This is a genomic window from Amycolatopsis vancoresmycina, assembly GCF_000716785.1.
GTDB lineage: Bacteria > Actinomycetota > Actinomycetes > Mycobacteriales > Pseudonocardiaceae > Amycolatopsis > Amycolatopsis vancoresmycina.
Genome location: NZ_JNYY01000005.1, coordinates 118407 through 143886, shown reverse-complemented (window position 1 = coordinate 143886; position 25480 = coordinate 118407). Strand labels below are relative to the sequence as shown.

The following is a 25480-nucleotide window of genomic DNA, read 5'->3' as shown; positions in this document are numbered from 1 at the left end:
GGGCTCAGGACGTGCGGTGCCAGCGGATCAGCCGTTCCCCCGTCGCCGCTCGCTCCGCCTCCGGGCCGATCAGCGTGAACCCGCACCGCTCCGCCACCACCGCCGAGGCCGTGTTGCTCTCCTCGTACCGGTAGCTCACCTCGGCCAGCCCCAGACCGCCGAAGCCGAACCGCAAAGCCGCGTTCAACGCCGTGGTCGCGATGCCCTTTCCCCGCTCCGCCGGGTGGACCCAGATCGTCGCCTCCGCGTACGCCGCGTCCAGGTTCAGCTCGCGCAGGCCCACCTCGCCCAGCAGGCGGCCCGATGTCGGCTCGGCGATCGCCCAGGAACAGCGCTCGTCGCCCGCCCACTGGGCCGCTCGCAGTGCCACGTACTCCGTGGCCTCGTCCAGCGTCCGCAGCCGGTAGTTCAGCACGTACTTGCGGTGCGTCGGGTCCGCGAACGCCTCCATCAGCACTCTGCGGTCGTCGATGTGCCGGTCGGCGCGCAGCTGGCGCAGGTAGTACGTGCCCGCGTTGATCTCCACCGGTTCCACTCCGCCCAGCCTAGCCAGGCCGGGAGCACGCCGCTCCCGGCCCGGCCGTCAAGGCAGGCTCACGGGTTGAACCGCCAGATCACCGGCACCCCGCCCTCGTCGATCGGGCCGTTCGAGGCCCAGCCCGTGAACACCCCGTCGTCCGTGACGTGGCTTGCCAGGTAGCCCGTGTACGTACCTGGCTGCTTCAGCTCGCCGCCCGGGGTGGTTCCGCGCCACACGATCGGCTTGTACCCGGGTCCGCTCGTCTGGCCGGCCGTCAGGCCGCCCACGTTCAGGTCGATCGCGTAGCCGCCGCCCGGTAGCGCGGCCGGTGTCTCCGGCGTCGTCCAGCGGATCGCCTGCTCCGCGTTGGCGTTCGACGCGAACCCGACCACGACGCCGTTGCGGATCGCCGAACCGTGCGGGTTCGAGAAGCCCGGGATGTCGGCCAGCGGCCTGCTCACCCCGTTCTTCCAGACGATGTCGCGCTGGAAGCCGTTGAACAGGACGGTTCCGTCGTCGTCGATGTCCGTCAAGTAGTCCGCGCCGGCCGGATAGGCCAGCACCGTGGGGGCCGCTGCCCCGGCGGGCCAGACGGCCGGCACGTACGTCACCGGGTTGCCGGTGGGCAGCGTGCCCAGTGCGTCGCCGTGCCGGTTCACCGCGCGGATCCCGAAGTCGCCGTAGCCCGGCGGTGGCGCCCAGAGGTGGAAGCCGGTGGCGTCCAACGTGAACGTCCGGTCGGCGCCGGTGTCGTAGTCGAGTGCCTCTCCGTAGATCCGTCCCGCGGTGTCCTCACCGACGACCCGCGCCCACTCGTAGCCCGCCGGCACGCCCCGCAGCGTCGGCTGACCCCCACGCCAGCTGATCACCTGCAGCTTGCCGTCCACGATGAACGACCCGGTGTACTCGCCGTGGCCGTCCGACGCGTCCAGATACCCGTGTCCCGCCGGGTCGGCTCCGGCCGGCAACGGCAGCAGCGTCGCCTGCCAGCCCAGCCGGCCCGTCGCGGCCTGCGCCGGACCCGTCGCCAGTGCCGCGGCGGCGATCGCCACCGCGGCCAGCGCCCCCGATCGCGCCCACATCCTGTTCATGCCTTCCTCCCTTTCCCCCGACCTGCGTGATCACCACGTCGGAACGGGGGCGCAGGTTGCCCGGCAAAGGGAGCAATCAGGACCGGCGGCGGCGGGCGCCCGCGATCATCGCGACGACCAGCGGCAGCGCCACCGAGATGATCAGCAGCCGGCCGCGGGACAGGATCAGCACCGCGATCGCGAGGATGATCGCGATCGGGACCGCGCCCGCGGTCAGGAAGCGCACCAGGGCGTTGTCGCCCTGAAACACCGGCACCTGAGGCGCCGAAGCGCCGGCGAGCAGCGCGCTCGGGCGGGGCGAGGGGAGGTCGTCGAACAGCGGGACGAGCTCGCTCACCCGCTTGGCCGCGGTGACCTTCGCGGACCGGGCGCCGTATTCGTCGATGTCGAGCCGCCCGGTGCGGACGTGCTCTTCGAGGACGTCCAGGGCGTCCTGGCGTTCGGCGTCGCTCAACCGCATGTCGCCCACGGCGGGATCAGCGGCCCATCTCGCGCCGGTAAGAGTCACGCAGTTCGCGGCGGCGCTCCCGGTCGCGCAGGTGCCGCTCGCGGCGGTCGCGGTGGTGCTGGTCGTGGTTCCAGTCGTGGCCCCACATCGACTTGCCGAACACGGCCAGCCCGATCGGGACGAAGATGATCGGCCAGGCCAGCGTGTGCGTGGCGATCAGCGCGATCGCGGCGATGAACGCCAGCGGCACGATCGCGGCCAGGAACCGCTGCGGCGGCGACCAGTTGTCCGGTGCCCCCGAGGGCTTCGGTGCGGGCGCGGCCGCCGGCTCCGGTGGCGGGACGACGGCGGCCTGCGGCACGTCCTCGTACCGCGGGTGCGGCGCCGGCAGGTCCGCGAAGATCTCACCCAGCTCGCCGCGGGTCTTGGCCGCGGTGATCCGGGCCGAGCGCTCGCCGTACTCGTCGATGTCGAGCCGCCCCGCGCTCATGTGCTCACCGAGCGCGGACAACGCGGTCTCGCGGTTCTGGTCGCTGATCCGCAGCTGCGGAGACGGGACTTCGGTCACGTAGTCGATGGTAGGCCGCCTCGGGGGCGGCCCACCACGACATCCGTAACGAACCGCGCTACTTGATCTCGAGCAGCTGTGTGCCCTGCGTCACGGCGGCGCCGACCTCGACCGAAAGGCCGGTGACGGTGCCCGCTTTGTGTGCGGTGACCGGGTTCTCCATCTTCATCGCCTCGAGGACGACGATCAGCTCACCGGCTTCGACCGACTGGCCCTCTTCGACGGCCACCTTGACGATCGTGCCCTGCATCGGCGCCGTGACGGCGTCGCCGCTCACCGCGGCCTTGGTGCCGCCGGCGCGCTTGCGCGGCTTCGCCTTGACGGCCGTGCCGCCGCCGCCACCGCCGCCTTCGAACGCGAACCCGCCCGGCAGCGACACTTCCAGGCGCCGCCCGCCGACCTCGACGACGACGTTCTGCCGCGGTTCCTCTTCGGCGGCTTCGACGTCCGGCGCCACGAAGGGCTCGATCTTGTTGTCGAACTCCGTCTCGATCCAGCGCGTGTGCACGCTGAAGCCGTTCTCGTCGCCGATGAACGCCGGGTCGTCGACGATCACGCGGTCGAACGGCAGCACCGTCGCCATGCCTTCGACGACCATCTCGGCCAGCGCGCGGCGGCTGCGCTCGAGGGCGTTGTTGCGGTCCGATCCGGTGACGATCAGCTTGGCCAGCATCGAGTCGAACTGCCCGCCGATGACGCTGCCGGATTCGACACCGGAGTCGACGCGCACGCCGGGACCGCTCGGCGCGACGAACTTCGTCACCGTGCCCGGCGCGGGCAGGAAGCCGCGGCCGGCGTCCTCGCCGTTGATGCGGAACTCGATCGAGTGGCCGCGGGGCTCGGGGTCTTCGGTGATCCGCAGCGGCTCGCCGCGGGCGATGCGGAACATCTCGCGCACCAGGTCCAGACCGGTGGTTTCCTCCGAAACCGGGTGCTCGACCTGCAGCCGCGTGTTGACCTCGAGGAAGGAGATCGTGCCGTCGGTCGCGACGAGGTACTCGACCGTGCCGGCGCCGTAGTAGCCGGCTTCCTTGCAGATCGCCTTCGCGGACTCGTGGATGCGCTTGCGCTGCTCGTCGCTCAGGAACGGCGCCGGCGCCTCCTCGACGAGCTTCTGGTGACGGCGTTGCAGCGAGCAGTCGCGGGTGCCGACGACGATCGCGTTGCCGTGCATGTCGGCCAGCACCTGGGCTTCGACGTGCCGCGGCTTGTCCAAGTACCGCTCGACGAAGCACTCGCCGCGGCCGAACGCGGCGACCGCCTCGCGGGTGGCCGACTCGAACAGCTCGGGGATCTCTTCGCGGGTGCGCGCCACCTTCAGGCCGCGCCCGCCGCCGCCGAACGCGGCCTTGATGGCCACCGGCAGGCCGTGCTCGTCGGCGAACGCGACGATCTCGGACGCGTCCTTGACCGGCTCCTTCGTGCCCGGCACCAGCGGCGCGCCCGCGCGCATCGCGATGTGGCGGGCGGTGACCTTGTCGCCGAGGTCGCGGATGGCCTGTGGGCTCGGCCCGATCCAGGTCAGCCCGGCGTCGAGGACGGCCTGGGCGAAGTCCGCGTTCTCGGAGAGGAAGCCGTAGCCCGGGTGCACCGAGTCGGCGCCCGAGCGCTTGGCGGCGTCCAGGAGCTTGTCGAAGTTCAGGTAGCTCTCGGCCGCCGTGGTGCCGCCCAGCGCGAAGGCTTCGTCGGCCAGGCGCACGTGGGGCGCATCGCGGTCCGGATCGGCGTACACCGCGACGCTGGCCAACCCGGCGTCCTTGGCGGCTCTGATCACGCGTACCGCGATTTCGCCACGGTTGGCGACCAGGATCCTGGTCACCGGACCACCCGTGGATTCGCCGACCTGCTCGGCCACCCCGCACCTCCTGCGTCCGACAGCTGCATTGCTGACCGCCCACGCGGCATCAGGGAAGTCTACGGATATGACGTCGGGAGTCTCTTGAGTGAGAGGTGAACCACGCTCAGACGTGGTGGCGCAGCTCCTCGGGCAGGGGCGAGTCGAGCACGATCACGTCGTACGGGTTCGCCGCGTGGACCTTGGCCAGGTGCTCGGTGTTCACCAGCGCCCACGGCTGGTGCTCGCCGCAGCAGTCGATCAGCCGGTCCAGCGCGGTGAACGCGACCAGCGCGGTGCGGCCGTCCGGCGTGCGGCGCAGTTCGATCGACGCGCCTTCGGCTTCGACGTCGACCGGGCCGGTCGGGAGGTACAGGGCGGGCGGCAGGTTCGGGTTCGTCACCCTGACAACATAGATGGATACGTACCGCTACGCGTGACCCCGTCGGGTTGAACCGGCCACACCGCGACGGGGCGCTTCCGACGGACGGCCGCGAAGCGGCTTACGCTCTGTCTTATGCGGACTACGGCAGCGCGGACGCCCCGGTCGGCGCTGCTCACCGCGGTGCTGGCCGCGGTGGTGACCGTCGGCGCGATCGGTGCGGTGTTCCTGCTGCGGCCGCGGCCCGAGGTGGCGCCGGGGGCGGCCGAGCCCGCCGCCGCGCCGGTGACACCCGCCGTGACCTGCGGTGGCGGCCCCTGCCGCCAGCTCGCGGCGGTGACCGTCGGGGGCACGCCGGTGGTGCTGCTGACCGACACCGCGGGCGGTTCGGCGCGGCTGCGCGTCGGGCCCGAGCCGGGCACGGTGTTCGAGCTGTCGATCGCCCAGCTGGGCGTGCGGCTGGACCAGAACTCCCTGCGCTGCATCGACGGCCCGGCCCCGGCGTGCCTGGTCCGCGGGGACGTCGGCGACGACGGCACGGCCGCGTACGGCGAGCTGCTGGTCGGCAGCGGGGGAGTGTGGCGCGACCCGGGCAAGCCGTTCTACGCGGACGCCGGGACGCTGTCGCTCTACGACGTCACGGCCGACGCCAGCCCCGACGTGATCGTGGTCCGCCACGACTGCCCGGACTCCGCCTCCGGCACGCCGAAGTGCACGACGGCCCCCGTGCTCGGCGAGGTGTACGACCTGTCGGGCCGGTCGGTGGGCTGCACACGGCGGGTGACGTCGCCGTCGGACCTGCGCGGCTGGCCGGACATCCGCCTGACCCGCGCCGACCTGCGCAGCTGCCCGTCCTGAGACGCGTGAAGGCCGCCTCGAAGGTTCGAGGCGGCCTTCGACGTCGGGTGGATCAGGCGGGCGCGGGTTCCGTGTGCCGGGCCGCCGAGCCGTCGTCCGTCGTGAGCGGGCGGTCGGTCGGGGCGTCGAGGACCTCGTCGTCGAGGAGGCCTTCGCTGCGGGCCACGATCGTCGGGACCACGATCTGGCCGGCCACGTTCGTCGCCGTCCGCATCATGTCCATGATCGGGTTGACCGAGTAGATGAGCGCCAGGCCGAGCGCCACCTGCTTGGCGTCGAGGCCGATGAACGACGTCGTCAGCGTGAACGCCGTCAGCCAGCCGGTGGTCCCGGCCGTCGCCAGTGCGCCGACCACGGCGACCACGACGATGCCCACGTACTGCCAGAAGTTCAGCGACACCCCGGCCAGGTTGGCGACGAAGATCGCCGCGATCGCCGGGAAGACCGCCGCGCAGCCGTCCATCTTGGTCGCGCTGCCGAGCGGGGTCGCGAAGGCCGCGTACGCCGGCTGGACGCCGAGGTTGACCGCGGACTGGCGGGTCAGCGGCAGGGTCGCGGCCGAGGACTGCGAGGCGAACGCGAACTGGATCGCCGTGCCCGCCTTCGCGAAGAACTTCAGCGGGCTGACCTTCGCCACGAACTGCAGCAGGATCGGGTAGACGACGAACAGCACGAGCAGGCAGCCGACGTACACCGCGAGCGTCGTCGAGAACAGCGGGCGGAACAGCGCGTCGCCGTAGTTGGCGACCGCCGCGCCGATCAGGCCGATGATGCCGATCGGGGCCAGCCGGACGATCCAGCCGAGGTAGCGCTGGATGATTTCGAACACGCTGGTCGTGAAGTCCACGAACGGCTTCGCCTTGTCGCCCAGGCTGTACGCGGCCGCGCCGATGACCAGCGCGAGGAACAGCACTTGCAGCGTCTCGCCGTCGGAGAACGCTTTCACGAAGTTCTCCGGCAGCAGCCCGTTGACGAAGGCGTCCCACGAACCCCAGTGGTCGACGCTCTTCGCTGCCTTGTCGGCGTTCTTGGCCGTGGCTTCGACACCGCCGAGGCCGCCGGCGCCCGGGTTGAAGATCCGGCCGACCGCGATGCCGATCAGCGACGCGATGAACGACGTGATCGCGAACCACAGCACCGTCTTGCCGCCGAGGCGGGCGGCGGTGCGGCCGCCGCCGAGCTTCCGGAGGCTGTTGATGCCGACCACGATCGCCGTGAAGACCAGCGGGATCACCGCGATCTGCAGCAGCGTGGTGAAGATGGTGCCGATCTGGTCGAGGAGATCGGTCAGCCAGCCGGCCTCGGTCTGCCGTGCGACGACGCCCAGCAGGGCGCCGACGACGAGCGAGCCGAGAACCGCGGCCGCGAACACCCGCGGCTTGGTGTATGTCCGTACGAAAGACACGGGGCGACTCCGGTGCTCGAAAATTTCCAGTCTTGCCGGGTAACGGGAACGTCAGGCAAGGGAGGACTCTTCCGGATCACCCGAAGGTGTGGTGCCGTTCTCAGGATGCGGGAGGCTGCCAGAGATCCACGACACTCACGCCGACCTCGGCCAGCAGGCGGCGCGTGAGCGGCAGGCTGATGCCGATGACGCTCGTGTGGCCGCCGTCGAGACCGTCGACGAACCAGCCGCCCCGGCCGTCGATCGTGAAGCCGCCGGCCACCTGCAGCGGCTCGCCGCTGGCGACGTAGGTGTCGATCTCGTGCGCGCTCGGCGTGCCGAAGCGGACGGTGGTCGACTCCCAGCCGCTGGTCTCCTTCGCGCGCGTCCCGCCGTCGAGCCGGACGACCGCGTGGCCGGTGAGGAGTTCACCGGTTGCCCCCGCCATCGCGGCCCAGCGGGACCGGGCGACCTCCGGCGAACCGGGCTTCCCGACCATCTGCCCGTGGATCGACAGCATCGAGTCGCAGGCGACGACGACGGCGTCCGGGTGCGCGGCGGCGACCTGGTCGACGACCGCTTCGGCCTTGGCCGCGGCGAGCGCCATGACCAGCTCGGACGGCGACGGATCGGGCAGGGCGGCGGCGACGGCGTCTTCGTCGACGCCGGAGACGAAAACGGCCGGATCGAGGCCCGCGGAGCGCAGGAGGGCGAGGCGGGCGGGGGACTGGGAGGCGAGGACGAACTGCACGACTGAAACTTACTTGACCAGGCGGTCGTGACCGAATTGTGACCGGCGTCACGCCAGGGGAGAGCTAATTTGTTTTGGCTCGCAACTTATGGATCGACGGAACGTCACGGAGAGACCAATGCCGCTCCTCCGCACCACGAGATCATTGCGAACGACTGCGTTGGCCGGCCTCCTCCTCGCGGGCACGGCCCTCGTCCCGATGGCGTCCGCCGCCGCGACGCCGCTGTACAAGAACCCGCGCGCCTCGGTGGCCGACCGCGTCTCGGACCTGATGGCGCGGATGACGCTCGACGACAAGGTCGGGCAGATGACCGAGGGCGAGCGGGGCGCCGCGACGCCCGCCCAGTCCGCCGCCGCCCGGCTCGGGTCCATCCTCTCCGGCGGCGGCTCGGCGCCGTCGCCGAACACCCCGGCCGGGTGGGCGGACATGGTCGACGCCTACCAGCGGGCGGCGACGTCGACCGGGCTCGGCATCCCGATCGTCTACGGCTCGGACACCGTGCACGGCCACAACAACGTGCCGGGCGCCACGATCTTCCCGCACAACATCGGCCTGGGGGCCGCGGGCGACCCGGCGCTGGTTCGGCAGATCGGCGCGATCACCGCCCGGGAAGCCGCCGCCACCGGCGTCAAGTGGGGTTTCGCGCCCTGCCTCTGCGTCGCCCGCGACGACCGCTGGGGCCGCACGTACGAGTCCTTCGGCGAGGTCCCCGCCAACGCCGTCGCGAACTCCGTGGTCATCGAGGGCTTGCAAGGCTCCTCGCTCGGCACCACGACGTCGATCATGGCCACGGCCAAGCACTTCATCGGCGACGGCGGCACCACCGGCGGCGTCGACCAGGGCAACACCCAGATCAGCCTGGACGAGCTGCGGCGCATCCACCTGCCGCCGTTCCAGGCCGCGGTCGCCCACGGCGTCGGCTCGGTGATGATCAGCTTCAACAGCTGGAACGGCGTCAAGGACCACGGCAACAAGTTCCTGATCACCGACCTGCTCAAGACGGAGCTCGGCTTCTCCGGCTACGTGGTCTCCGACTGGAACGGCATCGACCAGATCGACGGCCAGGCCGGGTTCACCGCGGCCGAAGTCAGCCAGGCCGTCAACGCCGGCATCGACATGGTCATGGTCCCGAACGACTACCTGAAGTTCATCAGCACGCTGAAGGCGGAGGTCGGCAACGGGCACGTCCCGGTGTCCCGCATCGACGACGCCAACCGGCGGATCCTCACGAAGAAGTTCGAGCTGGGCCTGTTCGACCACCCGCTCACCGACCGCTCGCTGCAGCAGGACTTCGGCAGCGCGGCGCACCACGCGGTGGCCCGGCAGGCGGCGCGCGAGTCGCAGGTGCTGCTGAAGAACGACGGCGTGCTGCCGCTGGCCAAGCAGGACAACAAGATCTTCGTGGCCGGGAAGAACGCCGACGACATGGGCAACCAGGCGGGTGGCTGGACGCTCACCTGGCAGGGCCAGAGCGGCGCGCGGGTCATCCCCGGCACGACGATCCTCGACGGCATCAAGGCCGGTGCCGGGAAAGGCACGGTGGTGACCTATGACCGTGCGGGTAGCGGAATCAACTCCGGTTACAAGGTCGCGGTCGCCGTGGTGGGCGAAACGCCGTACGCCGAAGGGCAGGGAGACCGGCCGAACGGGCTCGGCCTCGACGCCGAAGACCTCGCCCTCATCGCCAAGCTGAAGGCCTCGGGGGTGCCACTATACGAGATAGGAGTCCGTCTCGTGGGCTCGGAGATGTGTATAAGAGACAGGGTTAGAACCCTCCTTACCACTCACGAGCCGCCGCGGCAGACCACCGCTCCCGCGGTCCGTGCAGGCCCCCGTTCCGGTACCCGACACCGGAACGGGGGTCTGCGCGGTTTCAGGCCGCGGCGGCTTCGGCGGCGGGCGCCGGCGTCTCCCAGCGCGGCTTGACCCGCTGCAGCACCGCGGCGGACAGGACGCCGAGCAGCAGCACGCCCATCGGCAGCAGCATCGTCACGCGGGCCGCGTCGGTCAGTCCACTGTGGACTGCCTGGGTGGCCAGCTTCCCCGCCTGCGCGGCGATCTCCGCGGGCAGTCCCGGCATCGGCGCCGGGCCGCCCGCCGAGCCGAACTCGCCGGTGTTCGCCGCCGCGTGTGCGATCCCCTCGGCGAACGGCGCCCGGTACTGGGCCGGCAGCTGGGCGGCCGCCTTCGTCGCCTCGTCCGCGATGGACGCGCTGATCCGCGCCTGCAGCAGCACGCCGATCGCCGCGCTGCCGAGCACGCCGCCGACCTGGCGGGCGGTGTTGAAGATGCCGGACGCGGTCCCGGCCAGCCGCGGCTCGACCGAACCCATCGTCAGGTTGCTCATCGGCGAGAAGATGCAGCCGATGCCGAGCCCGCACACCAGCAGCGCCGGGACGAACGTCCACGCGTTGCTGTCCGGCGTCGCCTGCAGCGCGATGATCCCCAGTCCGGCCGCGAGCGCCGCCAGGCCGAACATCACCAGGTACTTGCCGTTGACCTTGTCCGACGCGCGCCCGACGAACGGCGCGATGATCCCGGACAGCAGCGACATCGGCGCGGTGAGCAGGCCGCCCATGGTCGGGCTCAGCCCGAGCACCGACTGGATGTAGATGACCAGCGGCAGGAACATGCCGGTCATCGCGAACCCGACGGTGGTCGCGGTGAGCGTCCCGGCGGAGAAGTTCCGGTTCGAGAACACCTGCAGCGGCAGCAGCGGCTCCCGCTTGTTGAACCGCTGCCACACCAGGAAGGCGATCATCAGCACCACGCCGGCGCCGATGATCTCGAACACCGTGATGCCGCCGAAGACCGTGCCCCAGTCGTACTGCTGGCCGTTCTGGACGCCGAACACGATGCACAGCAGGGCCGCACTCGAGAGGAAGATCCCCAGCAGGTCGAACGCGTGCGCGTGCTTCGGCTGCCAGTCCGGCACCAGCATCATCGTCAGCACGATGGCGATCACGCCGATCGGGACGTTGACGAAGAAGATCCACTCCCAGCCGAGGTGGTCGACCAGCACGCCGCCGAGCAGCGGGCCGGCGATCGTCGCCAGCCCGGCGACCCCGCCCCACATGCCCATCGCCGGGCCGCGCTTGGCCGGCGGGAACAGGTGCGTGATGAACGCCAGCGTCTGCGGCGTCATCAGGGCGGCGCCGAGCCCCTGCACGGCCCGCGCGGCGATCAGCATCTCGACGTTGCCGGACAGACCGCACCACAGCGACGCGCCGGTGAACACGACGAGCCCGGCGAGGAACACCCGCTTCGGGCCGAAGCGGTCACCGAGCCGGCTGGTGAACAGCATCGGCACGGCGTAGGTGAGCAGGTAGACGCTGATCACCCAGACGACCGAGTTCAGCCCGGCGTTCAGCTTGTTCAGCATGGTCGGGATCGCGATCGACACGATCGTCGTGTCGAGCAGGATCATGAAGAAGCCGAGGCACAGCGCGCCCAGCGCTGCCCAGGGATTAGCTTGTCTTGCGTTCATCGTGGTCTTCCTTGGTGATGAGCGTGAGCTTGGGTGGTTGGTGCTCCTGGAACGGGATTCGCCCGGACCGCAGGTCCTCGGCGAGCCGTTCGGTCCACTCGAGTTCGAACTGCCGGTGGTCGCAGCTGTAGCGCCAGTCGAGCCAGTAGATCTCCGGCGTCTTGTCCTCGGTGAGGCGCTGCAGCACGGTCCGGTCGGAGGCCACCGCGGCGCGCAGCCGCATGAGCCGGGTTTCGAGCTCGTTCAACGTCGTTTCGCGCCCCAGTTCGTCGATCACGGCGAGGCCGGTCAGGTAGGCGGGGAACTCCGTGGCGACGTCCCCCAGCAGTTCGCGGCCGCGCCGGTTGAACTCGTCGAGCCCGGTCTGCGTCATGCCGTAGACGGTCCGTTCGGGCCGCCTGCCGTCGCGCTGGGTGTCGACGACCTCGATGAAACCGTCGCGGTGCAGCCGTTCCACGGTGTGGTACAGCGAGCCCGCCTTCACGTTGACCCGGGTGTCGACGTACCGCTCGCGCATGAGCGTGGCCATCTCGTACGGGTGCATGGGCTTCTCGTGGAGCAGCTCCAGCACGGCGATGCCGAGTGGCGTCAGCTTGGCCGAGGCCATGACGTGATCCCTCCAGGTCGGTTATTCCACGTGGACTATACGGCCCGGGGTAGCGATGGGTCCACGGTCATTCCGGTGACGGTCCGTACACAGCGTGCAGGCCCCCATGATCGCGTCACGGGGGCCTGCACGGCGTCTCTCAGAAGGGCCAGTCGGCGCTGTGACCCCGCTCGAGCAGCGGGATCATCCGGAAGGCCTGGTCGCTCAGCCCGCCGAACGCGTGCCGGTGCGCACCACCGGACGGCGCGTGGCCGGCCCGGTACCCCGCCAGGTTCCAGGTGTACAGCGGCACGTGCGCGGGCAGCGCCTGCCCGACGTCGCCGTACGCGGCCTGCTCGTCGGTGAGGATCACGACGCGGTCGTGCTTCGCGAAGTGCTTCTTCACCGCGCCGGCGGTGTCGGTGCCACCGCCGATGAAGAACCCGCCGGACTTCCAGCGCTCGACGTCGCTCAGCAGCGAACCACCCGGCCGCAGCTTGAACACCTTGGTGCCCCGGCCGCCACCCCAGTAGCTGTCCGAGAACGACACGACGTCGGCCTTCGCGCAGCGCCGGCCGAGCGCCAGGCCGAACACCGCGGCCGCGTCCCAGCGCATCAGGCTGCCGTCCCGGCTGAAGCGGTCGTTCATCGACGCCGACGTGTCGACGAGGACCAGCGTCCGCCCGGTCAGCACCGGCACGTTCGCCAGCGCGTGCGCGATCGCCTGCTCCAGCGCCCACGCCCACCGCAGCGACGGCGCGGCGCGGTAGGCCGAGAGGAACCGCATCGGCAGCTGCCGCGACTTCGCGACCTGCGCCGGATCGGCAAGCCGCGCGGCGACCTGCCGCGCGACCGCGTCCGAGACGCCGGCCTCGTCGAAGTTGCGGAGGTTCCGCAACTGCGCCATGTAACCCATCGAGGGGATCAGCGCCTCCCAGACGCGGGCGTCCAGGGGGCCCTGCAGCCAGCCGGCGACCGACTCCCACGTCATGCCCGCCGCGCGCAGCACGGCGGCGGCGTCCGGGCGGTCGAACAGCTTCCGGCGGTCGGTGACGTCCCAGCTCATCAGCTCCGCGCGGGCGCGCAGGGTCTCGAGCGCGGCCGGGATCGCGTTGCCGCGGTCGTGCCGCTCGTCGAGGATGTGCCGGAACAGCTCGCCCCCGCCGGCCGGATGGGTCAGCTCGAGGACGTCGGCGAACCGGAACGCGCGTGCGGCGGAGTCCCACTTGACGAAGGACCGCTCGTCGTAGAGCCGGGCGGCCGCGTCGGCGACGCCGCGCTTGACCGGCTTCGGCACGGCCCGGCCGTGCACGGAAGTCCAGTACGCGAGCAGCTCGCCGGGCTCGTCGGCCCGCTGCAGCACGCCGTCGACGACCTGACGGCTCAGCCCGTCGAGCCCGGCGTCCCGGCGCGCCTTGGCGAACTCGGCCGCGCCGACGAGCGACGCCGTGCGCAGGTTCGCGTCCGTGCGCAGCCAGCGCAGGAACCGGGCGGTCCACTCGGGATCGTCCAGTGTGGACTGGCGGACGAGCTCGGCGTAGCGCGTGTCGCGCGTCTCGTCGGACTCGTAGAAGGTGTGCTCGCCGACCAGGTTCGTCACGGCGAGCAGGAACAGCTCGGACTTCGTGTCGCGCGCGTAACCGGCGCCGCCCTGGTGGGTGACGGTGGACGGCATGGCCTCGCTGCGGACCGGAGAGGTCGCGGCCGGTGCTCGTGCGGTGTTGAACTTGCTCATTCTTCCCCCTCTTGCGGAGGGAGCCACGGCCACAGCGATGCCCGAGATCGAAGTCGGTGAAGGTACATAGCTGCTCTAGGCCACTGAGCTACCGGACCGCGAGTGATCCGGGAGGGATTCGAACCCCCGACCTGCCCATTAGGAGTGGAAGTAACCCTCGCCTGCGCACCGGGCACCGGTGTGGCCGTGGCTCCCGAGATCTTCGTTGCCCGCGGGTTCTCGGTTACAGCAAGAAGTAACCGCGGGCTTCGCACCGGGAGTGCGGTGATCCCAAGGTAGCAAGGGATCGACCGTGGCTCGACCGAATTAACCGTTGAGGTAGGCCAGCACCGCCCGCACCCGCCGGTGGGTGTCGTCCGACGGGGGCAGGTCCAGCTTGGTCAGGATGTTGCCGATGTGCTTCTCCACCGAGGGCGGCGCCAGCACCAGCTCCGCGCAGATCGCCGAGTTCGAAAACCCCTGGGCCACCAGCCCCAGCACCTCGCGCTCGCGGGCCGTCAACGCGTTGATTCCGCGGTCGGTGTTGTTGCGGGCGAACAGCTGCCGGACCACCTCCGGGTCCATCGCCGTGCCGCCCGCCGCCACGCGCTCGATGGCGTCCAGGAATTCGTCCAGCGCCGTGACGCGGTCCTTGAGCAGGTAGCCCACCGCGCCGTTGCCGTCCGCGATCAGCTCGGCCGCGTACGCCCGCTCCACGTACTGCGACAGGATCAAAATCGGTGTCTTCGGCTCGCGGGCGCGGATCGCCAGTGCCGCGCGCAGGCCCTCGTCGCGGAAGCCCGGCGGCATGCGCACGTCCACAATGGACAAGTCCGGCCGGTGCTCGGCCACCGCCGCCTCCAGTTCCGGGGCGGTGGACACCGCCGCGACCACCGTGTGGCCGGTGTCGGTGAGCATGCGGACCAGTCCGTCCCGCAGCAGCATGAGGTCTTCGGCGATCACGATGCGCATGGCAGCTCCGCGAGGATGGTGGTCGGGCCCCCGGCGGGGCTGGTGACGGACAGCGTGCCGTCCAGGGCTTCGACGCGGCGGCGCAGACCGTCCAATCCGGACCCCGAGCCGTCGGCGCCGCCGCGGCCGTCGTCACGGACTTCGAGCGACAGCAGGTCGGGCGTGCGCGTGAGGGTGATCGCGCACGAGCTTGCCTCCGCGTGCTTGACGACGTTCGCCAGCGCCTCCGCCGTGACGAAGTACGCCGCGGATTCGACCGCCGCCGGAAGCTCGCCCAGGTCGGCGGCTCGCACCTCGACCGGCAGGGGAGCGTCGCCGGCCAGTGCGGCCAGTGCCTCGACGAGACCGCGGTCGGTCAGGATCGGCGGGTGGATGCCACGCACGAGCCGCCGCAGCTCGGCCAGCGCGTCGTCGAGCTGGCGCCGGGCCGTCTGGACGTCGTCGCGCGCAGGCTGTCCTGACGTGCGCATCTTGCGGTCCGCCAGCGCGAGCGTCATGCCGGCCGCGACGATCCTCGCCTGGGCACCGTCGTGCAGGTCGCGTTCGATCCGCTGCAGCTCCGCCGCCTGGGCGTCGACGACCCGGCGGCGCGTCACGGCGAGTTCGCGGGCGCGCCGGGCCAGCCGTTGCCGGGGCCCGGGTTCCAGCAGCGCTGCCGCCGCCCGGGCCTGCAGCCGGGCCGCCGTGGTGACCACCCACCAGGCGACCGGCGCCAGCGCCAGGCCCAGTGCGGTGAGGGTGAACCGGCCGCCGGCCGTGTTGAACAGCCAGTCCACCAGCGGCGGCAAGTACGGGTTCGGCACCGCCCACAGCCACAGCGGCGCGACGATCGCGGCGACGTCCACGACCCCCGCGACCACGCCGGCGAACCCGGCGACCGCCACCGGGACCAGCAGCAGCAGCCAGGCGAGGTCGCGCCAGGTCGCCGGGTCGCGGACGAGCAGGCGGCCGCGGGTCCACGGGTTCCGGCCGGAGGCCGGCTCGTACGGCGTTTCGACCGGGCGTCGCAGCACCAGCGCCGCCCGCCACCGCTCCAGGCGGGTGATCCGGCGGGTCACCCAGGTCGCGGCGAGGAACGCCGGCGGCGCCAGCCAGGTGAACGACAGCAGCCCGCTGACCAGCGTGGTGACCAGGGCCCACACGAAGGTGACGGGTCCCAGCACCAGGCTGGTCAGCAGGTGGGCGAGCGCGAGGCCCGCGCGGCGGAGCACGCGATCAACCTAGCGGGAGTGCGCGGCGCTTGATCACGAAACGAGCCCGAACGGCCCCGGCGGCGATCCCGAGCAGGCCCACCCCGCCCAGCAGCGTCAGGTACCGCAGGGGTTCGGCGAACAGCCGCCACTGCCCGTCCTGCGCGACGCTGAACGTGCCGACCACGGCCCCGGTGATCACGCAGCCGAGAACGAGGGCGACGGCCACCGTGATCAGCGTTTCGCGGCCGAGCATCCGGTGCAGCTGCCGGGCGGTCGCGCCGGCCAGGCGCAGGTCGGCGAACTCGCGGCGGCGGGCGCCGGTCGCGATGGCGAAGGTGTTGACCACGGCGATCGCGGTGAACCCGAGCGAGATGACGACCATCAGCTCCCAGGCGGCCTGCTGGTTCTGCACGTCCGCGGTGCCCTCGCGGGGCTCGGCGGTGCTGGTGGCGGCGAGCGTCGGCCACTGCGCGAGATCCGGCGTGCCGCGGAGGTAGAGCGCGCCGACGAGCCCGCGGGGGTCGTGCGCGGCGACGGTGCCGGCGTTCAGGACGAGGTCGCCGAAGCCGCGCCAGTTCGCGTAGACCGCGGTCACGGTCAGCTCGGCCTTCGTGCCGTCGGACAGCCAGAACACCGGCTTGTCGCCGACGTGCCAGCCGCGCGCTTCGGCCAGCGGGCCGCTGACGGCGACCGTGCCGTCACGCGGGTCGAGCTTGCCGTCGGTGACACCGAGGTCGAGCGCCTGCTCGCCGGCCGTCCGCAGCCCCTGGGCCGCGTAGTCCTCCGGCTTGCCGTCCTGGTCGACGACGACGCGGGTGCCGAGCGTGGCCGCCGAGCCGGTCACCCCGGGCTGGGCGGCGACCTGCGCCGCTGTCGCCAGCGGCAGGCCCGGGCCGTTGGTCGCGGCGACGCGGACGGTCGCCGCCGACGTCCGGGCGGCCTGCTGGTCCGCCGTCACCTCGGTGAGGATGTCGCCGTTCAGCAGCATCGTGGCGTTGATCGCGAACATCAGCGTCAGCGGGATCGCGACGCCGACGACGCGCCGGGACTCGGCGCGGGTCATCGCGCCGGCCACCCGGCCGAGCACGCCGGTCAGCGCGGCGAGGCGGGACAGCACGCCGGTCAGCGCGCCGACGACGATCGGGCCGAGCGCGGCGGCCGCGCACAGCAGCAACGAACAGGAGACGAACCCCATGCCCATGCCGAACGGGCCGCCCAGCGGCACCAGGCTCAGCACCGCGACCGCACCCAGGACCAGCACGGCGGCCACGACGATCCGGGGCACCCAGCCGACGCGGCCGGCGGTGACGGTCTCGCGAAGCGCCTGCGTCGGCGCGATCCGGACGGCCCGGCGGGCGGCGAGCGCGGTGGCGAACACCGTCACCAGCAGGCCGAGCGCGACCGCGGCGACGAGCACGAAAGCGTTGTAGGACACGGTGAACTGCGGCGGCACCGCGCCCAGTTCCCGGAACCGGCGGGCGACCAGTTCGGCGACGACGATCCCGGACGGCACCGCGGGCAGCGCCGCGACCAGCGTGACGAGCGTGATCTCCAGCCGCAGCATGCGGCGCAGCTGCCGCGGGGTCGCGCCGGCCGTGCGCAGCAGCGCCAGTTCCCGCAGCCGCTGCCGGACGGCGAGCGACACCGTGCCGGTGAGCACGAACACCGCGGCGAACCCGGTGATGCCGAGGACGAACCCGAAGATCGAGATCGCGCCGATGTAGTCGGGGACCGCGCCGGGCAGGTCGGCGCGCACCTTGTCCGCTCCCGTGTGGACGGTCGCGGTGGTTCCCAGCCGATTGCCCAGCGCGGCGATCCCGGCCGCAGACGCCCGGACCGCGACGGCGGTCGGGCCGGTCAGCCCGGACAGCTCGGCGACCTGCGCGTCCGCGACGAACACCGCGGCCTGGCCCGGGACGTTCCCGCTGACGACCCCGGCCACCCGCAGCTCCCGCGTCCCGGTCCGGCTGGTCAGCCGCACGGTGTCGCCGGCGTGGGCGCCGAACTCCTGCTGCAGCACGACTTCGCCGGGCTTCGGCGCGGCGCCGTCCTGCAGCGGGTACGGCGTCAGTGCGGCGGACGCCCAGCCGTGGGCGACGGTCGCGGCGTCGGGAGCGCGCATCGGCTTCCCGTTGACGTCCAGCGAAACGGGGAACGCGTAGTCGGCGACGGCTTCGGTGACGCCGGGCGTTCCGGCGACCGCGGAGACCACCTCGGGCGAGAGCGGCTGCGCGCCGGAGAGCCGCTCGTCCTTCGTCTTGACCTTGACCTTGTCGCCCTTGTCCGTCGCCGTGGTCAGCGTGATCGACCGCTCGCCGGCGACCATCGCGTCCACGGTGCCGAACCGGTCCGCGCCCGGCCCGGCGGTCAGCACCGACCAGAGCAGCAGGCCGCTGCCCGCGATCAGGGCGATCGCGAGGAACGCCGTGAGGAACGTGCCGGTGAACGAGCCGAGGCGGTGCCGCACGCTCGCGGCGGCCAGTTTCGTCATCATCGCGTGAGCTCCACCATCCGGGCGGACACCTGCTGGGCCGACGGCGCGAACAGCTCGCCCGCGAGCCGCCCGTCGGCCAGAAACACGACGCGGTCGGCCCACGCGGCCGCCGCCGGGTCGTGCGTCACCATCACGAAGGTCGCGCCGACCTCGTCGACGAACCGGCGCAGCAGCGCGAGCACCTCGCGCCCGGTGCCGAGGTCCAGCGCGCCGGTCGGCTCGTCGCCGAAGATCACCGCGGGCCGGCCGGCCAGTGCACGGGCCAGCGCGACGCGCTGCTGCTGGCCGCCGGAAAGCTGGCCGGGGCGAGCCTTTTCGCGCCCGGCCAGGCCGACGCGCTCGACCAGCTCGCGCGCCCACTTCTTGTCCGGCCGCTGCCCGGCCAGCTGCTGCGGCAGCAGGATGTTGTCCCACACCGAAAGCGCGTCGACGAGGTTGAACGACTGGAACACGAACCCGACGTGCGCGCGCCGCACGGCGGTCAGCTTGGGCTCGCGGAGGGTGGCGATGTCCTGGCCGGCCAGGACGACCCGGCCCGAGGTGGGCCGGTCGAGGCCCGCCGCGCAGTGCAGCAGCGTCGACTTCCCGGACCCCGACGGGCCCATGACGGCGGTGAACGTGCCCGGCCCGAACCCGGCGCTCACGCCGTCGAGGGCCCGGACGCCACCCGGGTGCACCTTGGTGACCCCGGTCAGCTCGACCACGTCCCGCGGCGGAGCCTGCTTCGAATCCTGGAGGAGAACCATGGGAGAAATCCTGCTGGACCTGGGCGTTCGGTCCTACCGGGCAGGCGATGATTTCCGGGGTAGGGCTGGCCCTACCCCCCAAAAGAAGTTCGTACCAAGAATTACCTGTGCTATGTTCGTAGTACGAACTAACTGGGAGGAATCATGGTGCACTTCGGTATCGGCGTGTCCACAGCGGTCGCCGCCGTCCCCGGCACCCTCGAACTCGCCGTCCAGGCCGACCGGAGTGGTCTGGACCTGATCACCGTCTCCGATCACCCGTACCACGCCGACCGGCTCGACGCGTACGCCGAACTCGGCGTTCTGCTGGGCCGGACCGAACGGATCTCCGGCCTGGTCAGCGTCACGAACCTGGCCACGCGGCCCGCGTCGATGCTGGCCAGGACCGTCACCTCGCTGTCCGCGCTGACCGGCGGCCGGATCGTGCTCGGCATGGGCGTCGGCGGGCTCTGGGACGACATCGCGCGGCTCGGCTTCGCCAAGCTGACGCCGGGACAGGCCGTCCGGGCCTTCGAAGAGGGCATCCGCCTCGTCAAGCTGCTCGGCGGGGGCGGCGAACCGGTCACCTTCGACGGCGAGTTCTACCAGGTCACCGACCTGGCACCCGCCGAAGAGCAGATGCCGCCCGTGTGGACCGGGTCCGTCGGGCCGAAGTCCCTCGCCGTCACCGGGCGGGTCGCCGACGGGTGGATGCCCGGGCACGCCGCCGACTGGCTCAGCGAGCGCTACCGCACCTCACGGCCGGTGATCGACAAGGCCGCCGCCGAAGCCGGGCGCGACCCGGCCGACATCGCCACCGTCTACAACTTCCCCGGGCGCATCACCGCGGAACCGCTCGCCAGGACCCGCGCCGACGACGGCCGCTGGATCGGCGGGTCGCCCGCCCAGTGGATCGAGGAACTCACCGGTGCCGTGCTGGAGCACGACGCCGCCGGGTTCGTGCTGTTCGGACCCGGCGGCAGCACGCCCGACCGGACCGCGGCCGCGCGGTGGGCCGCGGAAATCGTGCCCGCCATCAGGGAAGCCGTAGGCTGACGGGATGGGGAAGAGCGGGGCGGACCTCGGTGTGGTGGCCGGGCTCGTGCGGGCGTCGTTCCTGGTGAACGCCGTCTACACCGAGTCCGCCCGCGAGTACGGGCTCACCGTGCAGCAGGGCCAGCTGCTGTGCGTGCTGATGGGCCGGCCGTACGGCATGGGCGACCTGGGCGCGACGCTCGGCCTCGAGAAGTCGAGCCTCACCGGCCTGGTCGACCGCGCGGTCCGGCGCGGGCTCGTCCGCCGCGCGCCGGACCCGGACGACCGCCGGGCCGTGCACGTCCTCCTGACCCCGGAAGGCCGCGAACTCGCGGAGGACTTCTACGCGGCGACGTGCCGCCGGGTCGACGACCTGGCCGCCCGGCTGAGCCCGCCCGAGCGCGACCGGCTCGGGGCCCTGCTCGGCACCATCGTGCGCGAGAACGAAGCCCCGACGGTCTTCCTCGACACCCTTCAGGCCTGAGGCAAACCCGAAGCGCGCCAAGCGTCTTCGCCGGGGTGAAGCGGCTTGTGCAGCGCAGTGGCGTGATCGCCCCACCACGACGTACGCGCCTTCGGCTGCTCCGGCGCCTTCGCGGCCGAAGCGGCGGCGACGACCGCCGTCAGCGCCGCCAGCTCGGCGTCGCTCGGGTTTCCTCGGACCACCCTCAGCAGGGGACGCTGCTCGCTCACAGCGGGATGTTCCCGTGCTTCTTGGGCGGCAGCGATTCCCGCTTGTTCCGCAGCAGCGACAGCGCCCGCGCGACGTGCCCGCGGGTGTGCGCCGGCACGATCACCGAGTCGACGTACCCGCGCTCGGCGGCCGCGTACGGGTTCAGGAGCGTGTCCTCGTACTCCTGGATCAGGTCGGCCCGCAGCGCGTCGACGTCCTGACCCTCGGCCGCCGCCTTCGCCAGCGTCTTGCGGTGGACGATGTTCGCCGCGCCCTGCGCGCCCATCACCGCGACCTGCGCGGTGGGCCACGCCAGGTTGAGGTCGGCGCCGAGGTGCTTCGAGCCCATGACGTCGTACGCGCCGCCGTACGCCTTGCGCGTGATCACCGTCACCAGCGGGACGGTCGCCTCCGCGTAGGCGTAGATCAGCTTCGCGCCGCGGCGGATGATGCCGTTCCACTCCTGGTCGGTGCCCGGGAGGAAGCCCGGGACGTCGACGAAGGTCAGCACCGGGATGTTGAACGCGTCGCAGGTGCGGACGAACCGCGCGGCCTTCTCGGACGCGTCGATGTCGAGGCAGCCGGCGAACTGCGTCGGCTGGTTGGCCACCACGCCGACGCTGTGGCCGTCGACGCGGCCGAAGCCGACGATGATGTTCGGCGCGAACAGCTCGTGGACCTCGAGGAAGTCACCGTCGTCGACGACGCGGGTGATCACCTCGTGCATGTCGTACGGGGTGTTCGGCGAGTCCGGGATGATCGTGTCGAGCTCGCGGTCGGCGTCGGTGACGTCGTCGAAGAACCCGGGCCGGTCGGCGGGCGGCTCGAACACCGGCGCGTCCGACAGGTTGTTCTGCGGCAGGTAGGAGAGCAGTTCCTTGACGTAGGCGATGGCGTCCTCGTCGTCGGAACCGAGGTAGTGCGCGACACCGGACTTCGTGTTGTGGGTGCGGCCGCCGCCGAGCTCCTCGAAGGTGACGTCCTCGCCGGTGACCGTCTTCACGACGTCCGGGCCGGTGATGAACATCTGCGAGGTCTCGTCGACCATCACGACGAAGTCGGTCAGCGCGGGGGAGTAGACGTGCCCGCCGGCGTTCGCGCCCATGATCAGCGAGATCTGCGGGATGACGCCGGAGGCCTTGACGTTCCGGTTGAAGATCTCGCCGTAGAGGCCGAGCGAGACGACACCCTCCTGGATGCGCGCGCCGCCGCCCTCGTTGATGCCGACGATCGGCCGGCCGGTCTTGATCGCCAGGTCCATCACCTTGACGATCTTCTCGCCGTAGACCTCGCCGAGGCTGCCGCCGAAGACCGTCACGTCCTGGCTGAACACGCACACCGGGCGGCCGTCGACGGTGCCGTACCCGGTGACGACACCGTCGCCGTACGGGCGGTTCTTCTCCTGGCCGAAGTTGGTCGAGCGGTGCCGGGCCAGCTCGTCGAGTTCGACGAAGGAGTTCTCGTCGAGGAGCAGCTCGATCCGTTCGCGGGCGGTTTTCTTGCCCTTGGCGTGCTGCTTCTCCACCGCACGGGCCGAGCCCGCGTGGACCGCCTCGTCGTAACGGCGGTACAGGTCGGCCAGCTTGCCGGCCGTGGTGTGAATGTCCGGTTCGTCCTCGGGCGGCGTCCCGAGCGGCTCCGTCGCACTGCTCATTCCCGGGAGCTTAACTACTTGTCGGTCACTTCGCGTGTGGCGTAGGCAACGTTGGGGCGGGCCGGATCAGGCCCGACTCGTACGCCGCTATCACCAGCTGGGCCCGGTCTCTGGCCGCCAGCTTGTGCAACAGCCTTCCGATGTGGGTCTTCACCGTGGCTATTCCCACGTGGAGCCGCGTCGCTATCTCGTCGTTCGACAGGCCTCTGGCGATCAACGTCAGGACCTCCTGCTCTCTCGCCGTCACTCCGGCCAACCTGGTCACCGGGCCCGGCGGGAGCCTGGCGAACTCGGCCACCAGGCGTCTCGTCACCGAGGGAGCCAGTAGCGCGTCACCTTGGGCCACCACCTCTATCGCCGCCAGGAGGTCCGGTGGTCTCGTGTCCTTCAGGAGGAAGCCGCTCGCTCCGGCTCTCAATGCCGCATACACGTACTCGTCCAGGTCGAACGTGGTCAGCATCAGGACCTTGACCGGCGTCTCCGCGCAGATCCTGCGTGTTGCCTCGATGCCGTCCATCTCCGGCATCCGGACGTCCATCAGGACCACGTCCGGGTGCTCCCTGCGGGTCAGGGCCACCGCCTCGACGCCGTCCGATGCCTCGCCCACCACCTCCAGGCCCGGGGCGCTGTCCACCAGGACCCGGAAGCTCCCGCGCAGCAGGGCCTGGTCGTCGGCGATCAGGACGCGGGTCATCGGCGGGCCACCGGTTCGTACGGCAGGCGCGCGTACACGCGGAAGCCGGTTTCGGCCGGTTCAGCCGAGAACTCGCCGTCGTAGACCGCTACGCGCTCGCGCATTCCGATCAGGCCGTGGCCCGGTTGGGCCGCTCCGCCGCGGCCGTTGTCGCTCACCTCGATGCTCACTTCGCCCTCTGTGCCCTTGATGTGGATTCGGCATTCCGTTGCGTTCGCGTGCTTCACCACGTTGGTCAGGGCCTCCTGGGCGATGCGGTACACCGACTGTCCTACGCCGCCCGGGAGCTCGGTCAGGTCGTCGATGACCAGGTCCACTTCCGGGCCCGCCAGTTGTGCGCGCTCGGCGAGGGCCCGCAGGTCGTCCAGGGTCGGGGCGGGGGCCAGGGCCGGGACGCCCGTTCCGTCGCGCAGCACCCCGAGCATGCGGCGCAGCTCCGCCAGCGTCTCGCGGCTCGTGTCTTCGATGACGCGCAGCGCGTCGCGGGCCTGGTCCGGCTGCTCGAGCGCCACGTGGTTGCCGACCGCGGCCTTCACCGCGATCAGGCTCATGCTGTGCGCGACGACGTCGTGCATCTCGCGGGCGATTCGCAGCCGCTCCGCCGAAACCGCTTGCTGGGCATGGTTTTCGCGCTCGATCGCGGCGTGCTCGCGGCGGCCGTGGACGGCGACGCCGAGGGCGAACCCGACGATCAGGGCCGACGCCCCGAAGTTCACCGTCGTCGCCGTGCTCGGGTTCGGCACCGCGACCCCGACCAGCCCGACCCCGAGCAGGCCGGCCGCGAATCCGACCCGCGAAGCGCGGCTGCCGCGCTGGACGACGAACGTGTACAGCGCGCAGCCTGCGGACACGACCGCGATGGCCAGCACCGGGCCGCCGATCGGGACCGCCGCCGCCGCCGTCACCAGGGACAGGAGGTACGCCGGGCGTGGTGACCAGCGGCGGAGCACGATCGGGACGACGCTCACCGCGAGGACCGTCCAGCCGAGCCAAGCGGGCAGCCACAGCGGCAAGGCCCACGCACCGGCGGCGAGGTTGCCGCCGGCGCCGAGGGTCAGCACCAGGACGGCCAGCACGTCCAGGACCACGCGAAAGCGCATGCCCCGAACGTAATGCCGGCCCCGGCCGGGCGCGTCAACCTTGGGTCGGATGCTCCGCGTAATGCTTCTTCACGGCTTCGACGCGCTCGGGCGGCCAGCCAGGCAGGTCGACGCCGTGGGTGGCGGCGAACAGCCGGTCGGCCTGCTCGTGCCGCCTGGCCAGCTGCGCCGGGACGTCGTCCCCGGCCGCCTCGGTGAACTCGACGCGGGTGCCTTCGCCCGGGTCGTGCACCAGGTGCCAGCCGGGTTCGTCCGGCAGCAGCGGGCGCAGCTCGTCCACGGGCTTCCAGCCGAGGTCGCGGCGGAAGCGGATCGTGCCGTCGGCGAGGACCTCGCCGACGTCGAGACCGAATTCGGCCACGTAGGACGCCATCCGGTCGTGCCACTCCGGCGGCGGTTCGGCGACGCTGCCGTCGAGCCACGCGTCGAGGGCGGCCAGGCAGACGTCCCAGCCGGCGGCGGTCCGGCCCGCGGCCAGCTTCGCGATCGCCGGGTCGCCGCGGCCGAAGGTGTGGGTGAACTCGAGGAGGCTGCCGTCGCCGTCGGGGGAGATCAGCCAGCGCAGGGTGTCGTCGTTCCAGACGAAGGTGAACTCGCGCGGCGGGTCGGCGGTGACGACCCGCCCGGTCGTCGTGCCGTCCTCGCCGGGGAAGGTGAACCGGATCGTGCCGCCGTCCCGCAGCTCGACGTCGACCCGGGCGGGGAACCAGTGCGCGAGCTCGGCCGGGTCCGTGATCGCCCGCCACACCTTCTCCGGTGCGTGCTTCAGCCGGCGTTCCAGCCGGAGTGCGGGGCGTTCGTCGGCGGTCACCAGCTCGGCCACGGCGTCCTCCCTTGCGGTTGCCTGTGCCGGTATATAACCACCGGGGAATATTCAGGTCAAGCGCCGCGGACGGCGATGACCGCGGTGGCGAGCTCGGGGTCGCCGGCGGCCTTGTCGAGCGCGGTCCGCAGGACCGTGGTGTACGTCGGTTCCGTTTCGGCGTAACGCTTGCGGCCGGCGTCGGTGATCACCGAGTAGACGCCGCGGCGGTCGTCCTCGCACAGGTCGCGGACGGTCAGGCCGGCGTCTTCGAGGCGGGCGCACATCCGGCTGACCGAGCTCTGGTTGAGGCCGAGCGCCTCGGCGAGCTCCTGCATCCGCAGGCCGCCCCGCGGGCCCGCGGCGAGCTTCCCGAGCGCGCGGTACTCGGACAGCCCGAGCCCGTGGCGCCGCTGCAGCGCTTTGGCGAGTTCCTGCTCGATCCGGGCGTGCAGCACGAGCACGCGGCCCCAGGCCTGGGCGTCGACGGTCATCTTCCGGCCTCCTCTTGACG

General features: G+C 71.6%; 25 protein-coding genes. 4 read left to right on the top strand and 21 right to left on the bottom strand.

Annotation, left to right across the window (positions count from 1 at the left end; genetic code table 11):
• Positions 1–4 precede the first annotated feature (4 nt).
• The 6 genes from OO60_RS12630 to OO60_RS12605 all read right to left on the bottom strand — a co-directional run bounded on the left by OO60_RS12630 (position 5) and on the right by OO60_RS12605 (position 4864).
• Positions 5–535, bottom strand: coding sequence for a GNAT family N-acetyltransferase (locus tag OO60_RS12630; protein ID WP_081655847.1), 531 nt, complete (start codon positions 533–535; stop codon positions 5–7).
• Positions 536–594: 59 nt separating this feature from the next.
• The gene (locus OO60_RS12625; RefSeq protein ID WP_003082328.1) at positions 595–1611 is read right to left on the bottom strand and encodes a hypothetical protein; all 1017 of its coding nucleotides are present in this window, start codon (positions 1609–1611) and stop codon (positions 595–597) included.
• A gap of 76 nt (positions 1612–1687) precedes the next feature.
• On the bottom strand, positions 1688–2080 hold the full coding sequence (locus OO60_RS12620; protein ID WP_003082325.1) for a DUF1707 SHOCT-like domain-containing protein: 393 nt from the start codon (positions 2078–2080) through the stop codon (positions 1688–1690).
• 7 nt (positions 2081–2087) lie between these two features.
• Positions 2088–2627, bottom strand: a complete 540-nt coding sequence (locus OO60_RS12615) for a DUF1707 SHOCT-like domain-containing protein (protein WP_003082323.1) — start codon at positions 2625–2627, stop codon at positions 2088–2090.
• Positions 2628–2685: 58 nt separating this feature from the next.
• Positions 2686–4482: an acetyl/propionyl/methylcrotonyl-CoA carboxylase subunit alpha gene (locus tag OO60_RS12610; RefSeq protein ID WP_003082320.1), complete on the bottom strand. Its 1797-nt coding sequence runs from the start codon at positions 4480–4482 to the stop codon at positions 2686–2688.
• Between the two features lie 106 nt (positions 4483–4588).
• Positions 4589–4864, bottom strand: coding sequence for an SAV_915 family protein (locus OO60_RS12605; protein WP_003082317.1), 276 nt, complete (start codon positions 4862–4864; stop codon positions 4589–4591).
• 114 nt (positions 4865–4978) lie between these two features.
• Between OO60_RS12605 and OO60_RS12600 the strand changes: the two genes are divergently transcribed.
• Positions 4979–5701 (top strand): hypothetical protein, encoded by a 723-nt coding sequence (locus OO60_RS12600; protein ID WP_033261393.1) that lies wholly within the window; start codon positions 4979–4981, stop codon positions 5699–5701.
• A 52-nt stretch (positions 5702–5753) separates the two neighbouring features.
• Here OO60_RS12600 and OO60_RS12595 read toward each other — a convergent pair whose 3' ends face one another.
• Positions 5754–7106 (bottom strand): dicarboxylate/amino acid:cation symporter, encoded by a 1353-nt coding sequence (locus OO60_RS12595; RefSeq protein WP_033261392.1) that lies wholly within the window; start codon positions 7104–7106, stop codon positions 5754–5756.
• 100 nt (positions 7107–7206) lie between these two features.
• Positions 7207–7836: a Maf family protein gene (locus OO60_RS12590; RefSeq protein ID WP_003067265.1), complete on the bottom strand. Its 630-nt coding sequence runs from the start codon at positions 7834–7836 to the stop codon at positions 7207–7209.
• 118 nt (positions 7837–7954) lie between these two features.
• Between OO60_RS12590 and OO60_RS12585 the strand changes: the two genes are divergently transcribed.
• On the top strand, positions 7955–9763 hold the full coding sequence (locus OO60_RS12585; protein ID WP_244885519.1) for a glycoside hydrolase family 3 protein: 1809 nt from the start codon (positions 7955–7957) through the stop codon (positions 9761–9763).
• On the opposite strand, the gene OO60_RS12580 is transcribed toward OO60_RS12585, so the two are convergent.
• The 7 genes from OO60_RS12580 to OO60_RS12550 form a co-directional block, all read right to left on the bottom strand.
• Positions 9711–11324 (bottom strand): DHA2 family efflux MFS transporter permease subunit, encoded by a 1614-nt coding sequence (locus OO60_RS12580; protein WP_081655768.1) that lies wholly within the window; start codon positions 11322–11324, stop codon positions 9711–9713. The genes OO60_RS12585 and OO60_RS12580 overlap by 53 nt on opposite strands.
• Entirely contained in the window at positions 11305–11931 is a 627-nt protein-coding gene (locus OO60_RS12575; protein WP_003067256.1) for a PadR family transcriptional regulator, read from the bottom strand. The genes OO60_RS12580 and OO60_RS12575 overlap by 20 nt, the downstream gene beginning before the upstream one ends.
• Before the next feature lie 139 nt (positions 11932–12070).
• Complete coding sequence (locus OO60_RS12570; RefSeq protein WP_003067253.1) at positions 12071–13645, bottom strand: TROVE domain-containing protein; 1575 nt, start codon at positions 13643–13645, stop codon at positions 12071–12073.
• A 306-nt stretch (positions 13646–13951) separates the two neighbouring features.
• Positions 13952–14596 carry a response regulator transcription factor gene (locus OO60_RS12565; RefSeq protein WP_003067250.1) on the bottom strand — a complete coding sequence of 215 codons (645 nt, stop codon included), beginning with the start codon at positions 14594–14596 and terminating at the stop codon, positions 13952–13954.
• A complete protein-coding gene (locus OO60_RS12560) occupies positions 14584–15807 on the bottom strand; it encodes a sensor histidine kinase (protein WP_003067246.1) in 1224 nt (407 codons plus the stop codon). Before OO60_RS12560 ends, OO60_RS12565 begins: the two co-directional genes overlap by 13 nt.
• Before the next feature lie 4 nt (positions 15808–15811).
• A complete protein-coding gene (locus OO60_RS12555) occupies positions 15812–18283 on the bottom strand; it encodes an FtsX-like permease family protein (protein ID WP_244885518.1) in 2472 nt (823 codons plus the stop codon).
• Complete coding sequence (locus OO60_RS12550; RefSeq protein WP_004559162.1) at positions 18280–19029, bottom strand: ABC transporter ATP-binding protein; 750 nt, start codon at positions 19027–19029, stop codon at positions 18280–18282. Before OO60_RS12550 ends, OO60_RS12555 begins: the two co-directional genes overlap by 4 nt.
• Before the next feature lie 144 nt (positions 19030–19173).
• On the opposite strand from OO60_RS12550, the gene OO60_RS12545 reads away from it, so the two are divergent.
• Both OO60_RS12545 and OO60_RS12540 read left to right on the top strand, forming a co-directional pair.
• A complete protein-coding gene (locus OO60_RS12545) occupies positions 19174–20064 on the top strand; it encodes an LLM class flavin-dependent oxidoreductase (RefSeq protein WP_004559163.1) in 891 nt (296 codons plus the stop codon).
• A gap of 4 nt (positions 20065–20068) precedes the next feature.
• A complete protein-coding gene (locus tag OO60_RS12540) occupies positions 20069–20527 on the top strand; it encodes a MarR family winged helix-turn-helix transcriptional regulator (RefSeq protein ID WP_004559164.1) in 459 nt (152 codons plus the stop codon).
• Here OO60_RS12540 and OO60_RS12535 read toward each other — a convergent pair.
• From OO60_RS12535 to OO60_RS12510, 6 genes are read right to left on the bottom strand one after another with little or no spacing between them, the layout of a single operon-like run.
• Complete coding sequence (locus OO60_RS12535; RefSeq protein WP_004559165.1) at positions 20518–20736, bottom strand: acyl-CoA carboxylase subunit epsilon; 219 nt, start codon at positions 20734–20736, stop codon at positions 20518–20520. The genes OO60_RS12540 and OO60_RS12535 overlap by 10 nt on opposite strands.
• Positions 20733–22370: an acyl-CoA carboxylase subunit beta gene (locus OO60_RS12530; RefSeq protein WP_004559166.1), complete on the bottom strand. Its 1638-nt coding sequence runs from the start codon at positions 22368–22370 to the stop codon at positions 20733–20735. The genes OO60_RS12535 and OO60_RS12530 overlap by 4 nt, the downstream gene beginning before the upstream one ends.
• Positions 22371–22395: 25 nt before the next feature.
• Complete coding sequence (locus OO60_RS12525) at positions 22396–23064, bottom strand: response regulator (RefSeq protein ID WP_004559167.1); 669 nt, start codon at positions 23062–23064, stop codon at positions 22396–22398.
• Positions 23061–24164: a sensor histidine kinase gene (locus OO60_RS12520; protein WP_033261390.1), complete on the bottom strand. Its 1104-nt coding sequence runs from the start codon at positions 24162–24164 to the stop codon at positions 23061–23063. The genes OO60_RS12525 and OO60_RS12520 overlap by 4 nt, the downstream gene beginning before the upstream one ends.
• Before the next feature lie 34 nt (positions 24165–24198).
• A complete protein-coding gene (locus OO60_RS12515) occupies positions 24199–24987 on the bottom strand; it encodes an SRPBCC family protein (protein ID WP_004559169.1) in 789 nt (262 codons plus the stop codon).
• A gap of 56 nt (positions 24988–25043) precedes the next feature.
• The gene (locus tag OO60_RS12510; protein ID WP_004559170.1) at positions 25044–25460 is read right to left on the bottom strand and encodes a MarR family winged helix-turn-helix transcriptional regulator; all 417 of its coding nucleotides are present in this window, start codon (positions 25458–25460) and stop codon (positions 25044–25046) included.
• Positions 25461–25480 lie beyond the last annotated feature (20 nt).

Bases quoted from the DNA above. Each gene is read 5' to 3' on its own strand.
- OO60_RS12530 (WP_004559166.1), bottom strand. From the start codon at position 22,370: ATGAGCAGTGCGACGGAGCCGCTCGGGACGCCGCCCGAGGACGAACCG.
- OO60_RS12555 (WP_244885518.1), bottom strand. From the start codon at position 18,283: ATGATGACGAAACTGGCCGCCGCGAGCGTGCGGCACCGCCTCGGCTCG.
- OO60_RS12540 (WP_004559164.1), top strand. From the start codon at position 20,069: ATGGGGAAGAGCGGGGCGGACCTCGGTGTGGTGGCCGGGCTCGTGCGG.
- OO60_RS12565 (WP_003067250.1), bottom strand. From the start codon at position 14,596: ATGCGCATCGTGATCGCCGAAGACCTCATGCTGCTGCGGGACGGACTG.
- OO60_RS12545 (WP_004559163.1), top strand. From the start codon at position 19,174: ATGGTGCACTTCGGTATCGGCGTGTCCACAGCGGTCGCCGCCGTCCCC.
- OO60_RS12580 (WP_081655768.1), bottom strand. From the start codon at position 11,324: ATGAACGCAAGACAAGCTAATCCCTGGGCAGCGCTGGGCGCGCTGTGC.
- OO60_RS12575 (WP_003067256.1), bottom strand. From the start codon at position 11,931: ATGGCCTCGGCCAAGCTGACGCCACTCGGCATCGCCGTGCTGGAGCTG.
- OO60_RS12585 (WP_244885519.1), top strand. From the start codon at position 7,955: ATGCCGCTCCTCCGCACCACGAGATCATTGCGAACGACTGCGTTGGCC.
- OO60_RS12550 (WP_004559162.1), bottom strand. From the start codon at position 19,029: ATGGTTCTCCTCCAGGATTCGAAGCAGGCTCCGCCGCGGGACGTGGTC.
- OO60_RS12510 (WP_004559170.1), bottom strand. From the start codon at position 25,460: ATGACCGTCGACGCCCAGGCCTGGGGCCGCGTGCTCGTGCTGCACGCC.
- OO60_RS12600 (WP_033261393.1), top strand. From the start codon at position 4,979: ATGCGGACTACGGCAGCGCGGACGCCCCGGTCGGCGCTGCTCACCGCG.
- OO60_RS12520 (WP_033261390.1), bottom strand. From the start codon at position 24,164: ATGCGCTTTCGCGTGGTCCTGGACGTGCTGGCCGTCCTGGTGCTGACC.
- OO60_RS12525 (WP_004559167.1), bottom strand. From the start codon at position 23,064: ATGACCCGCGTCCTGATCGCCGACGACCAGGCCCTGCTGCGCGGGAGC.
- OO60_RS12625 (WP_003082328.1), bottom strand. From the start codon at position 1,611: ATGAACAGGATGTGGGCGCGATCGGGGGCGCTGGCCGCGGTGGCGATC.
- OO60_RS12570 (WP_003067253.1), bottom strand. From the start codon at position 13,645: ATGAGCAAGTTCAACACCGCACGAGCACCGGCCGCGACCTCTCCGGTC.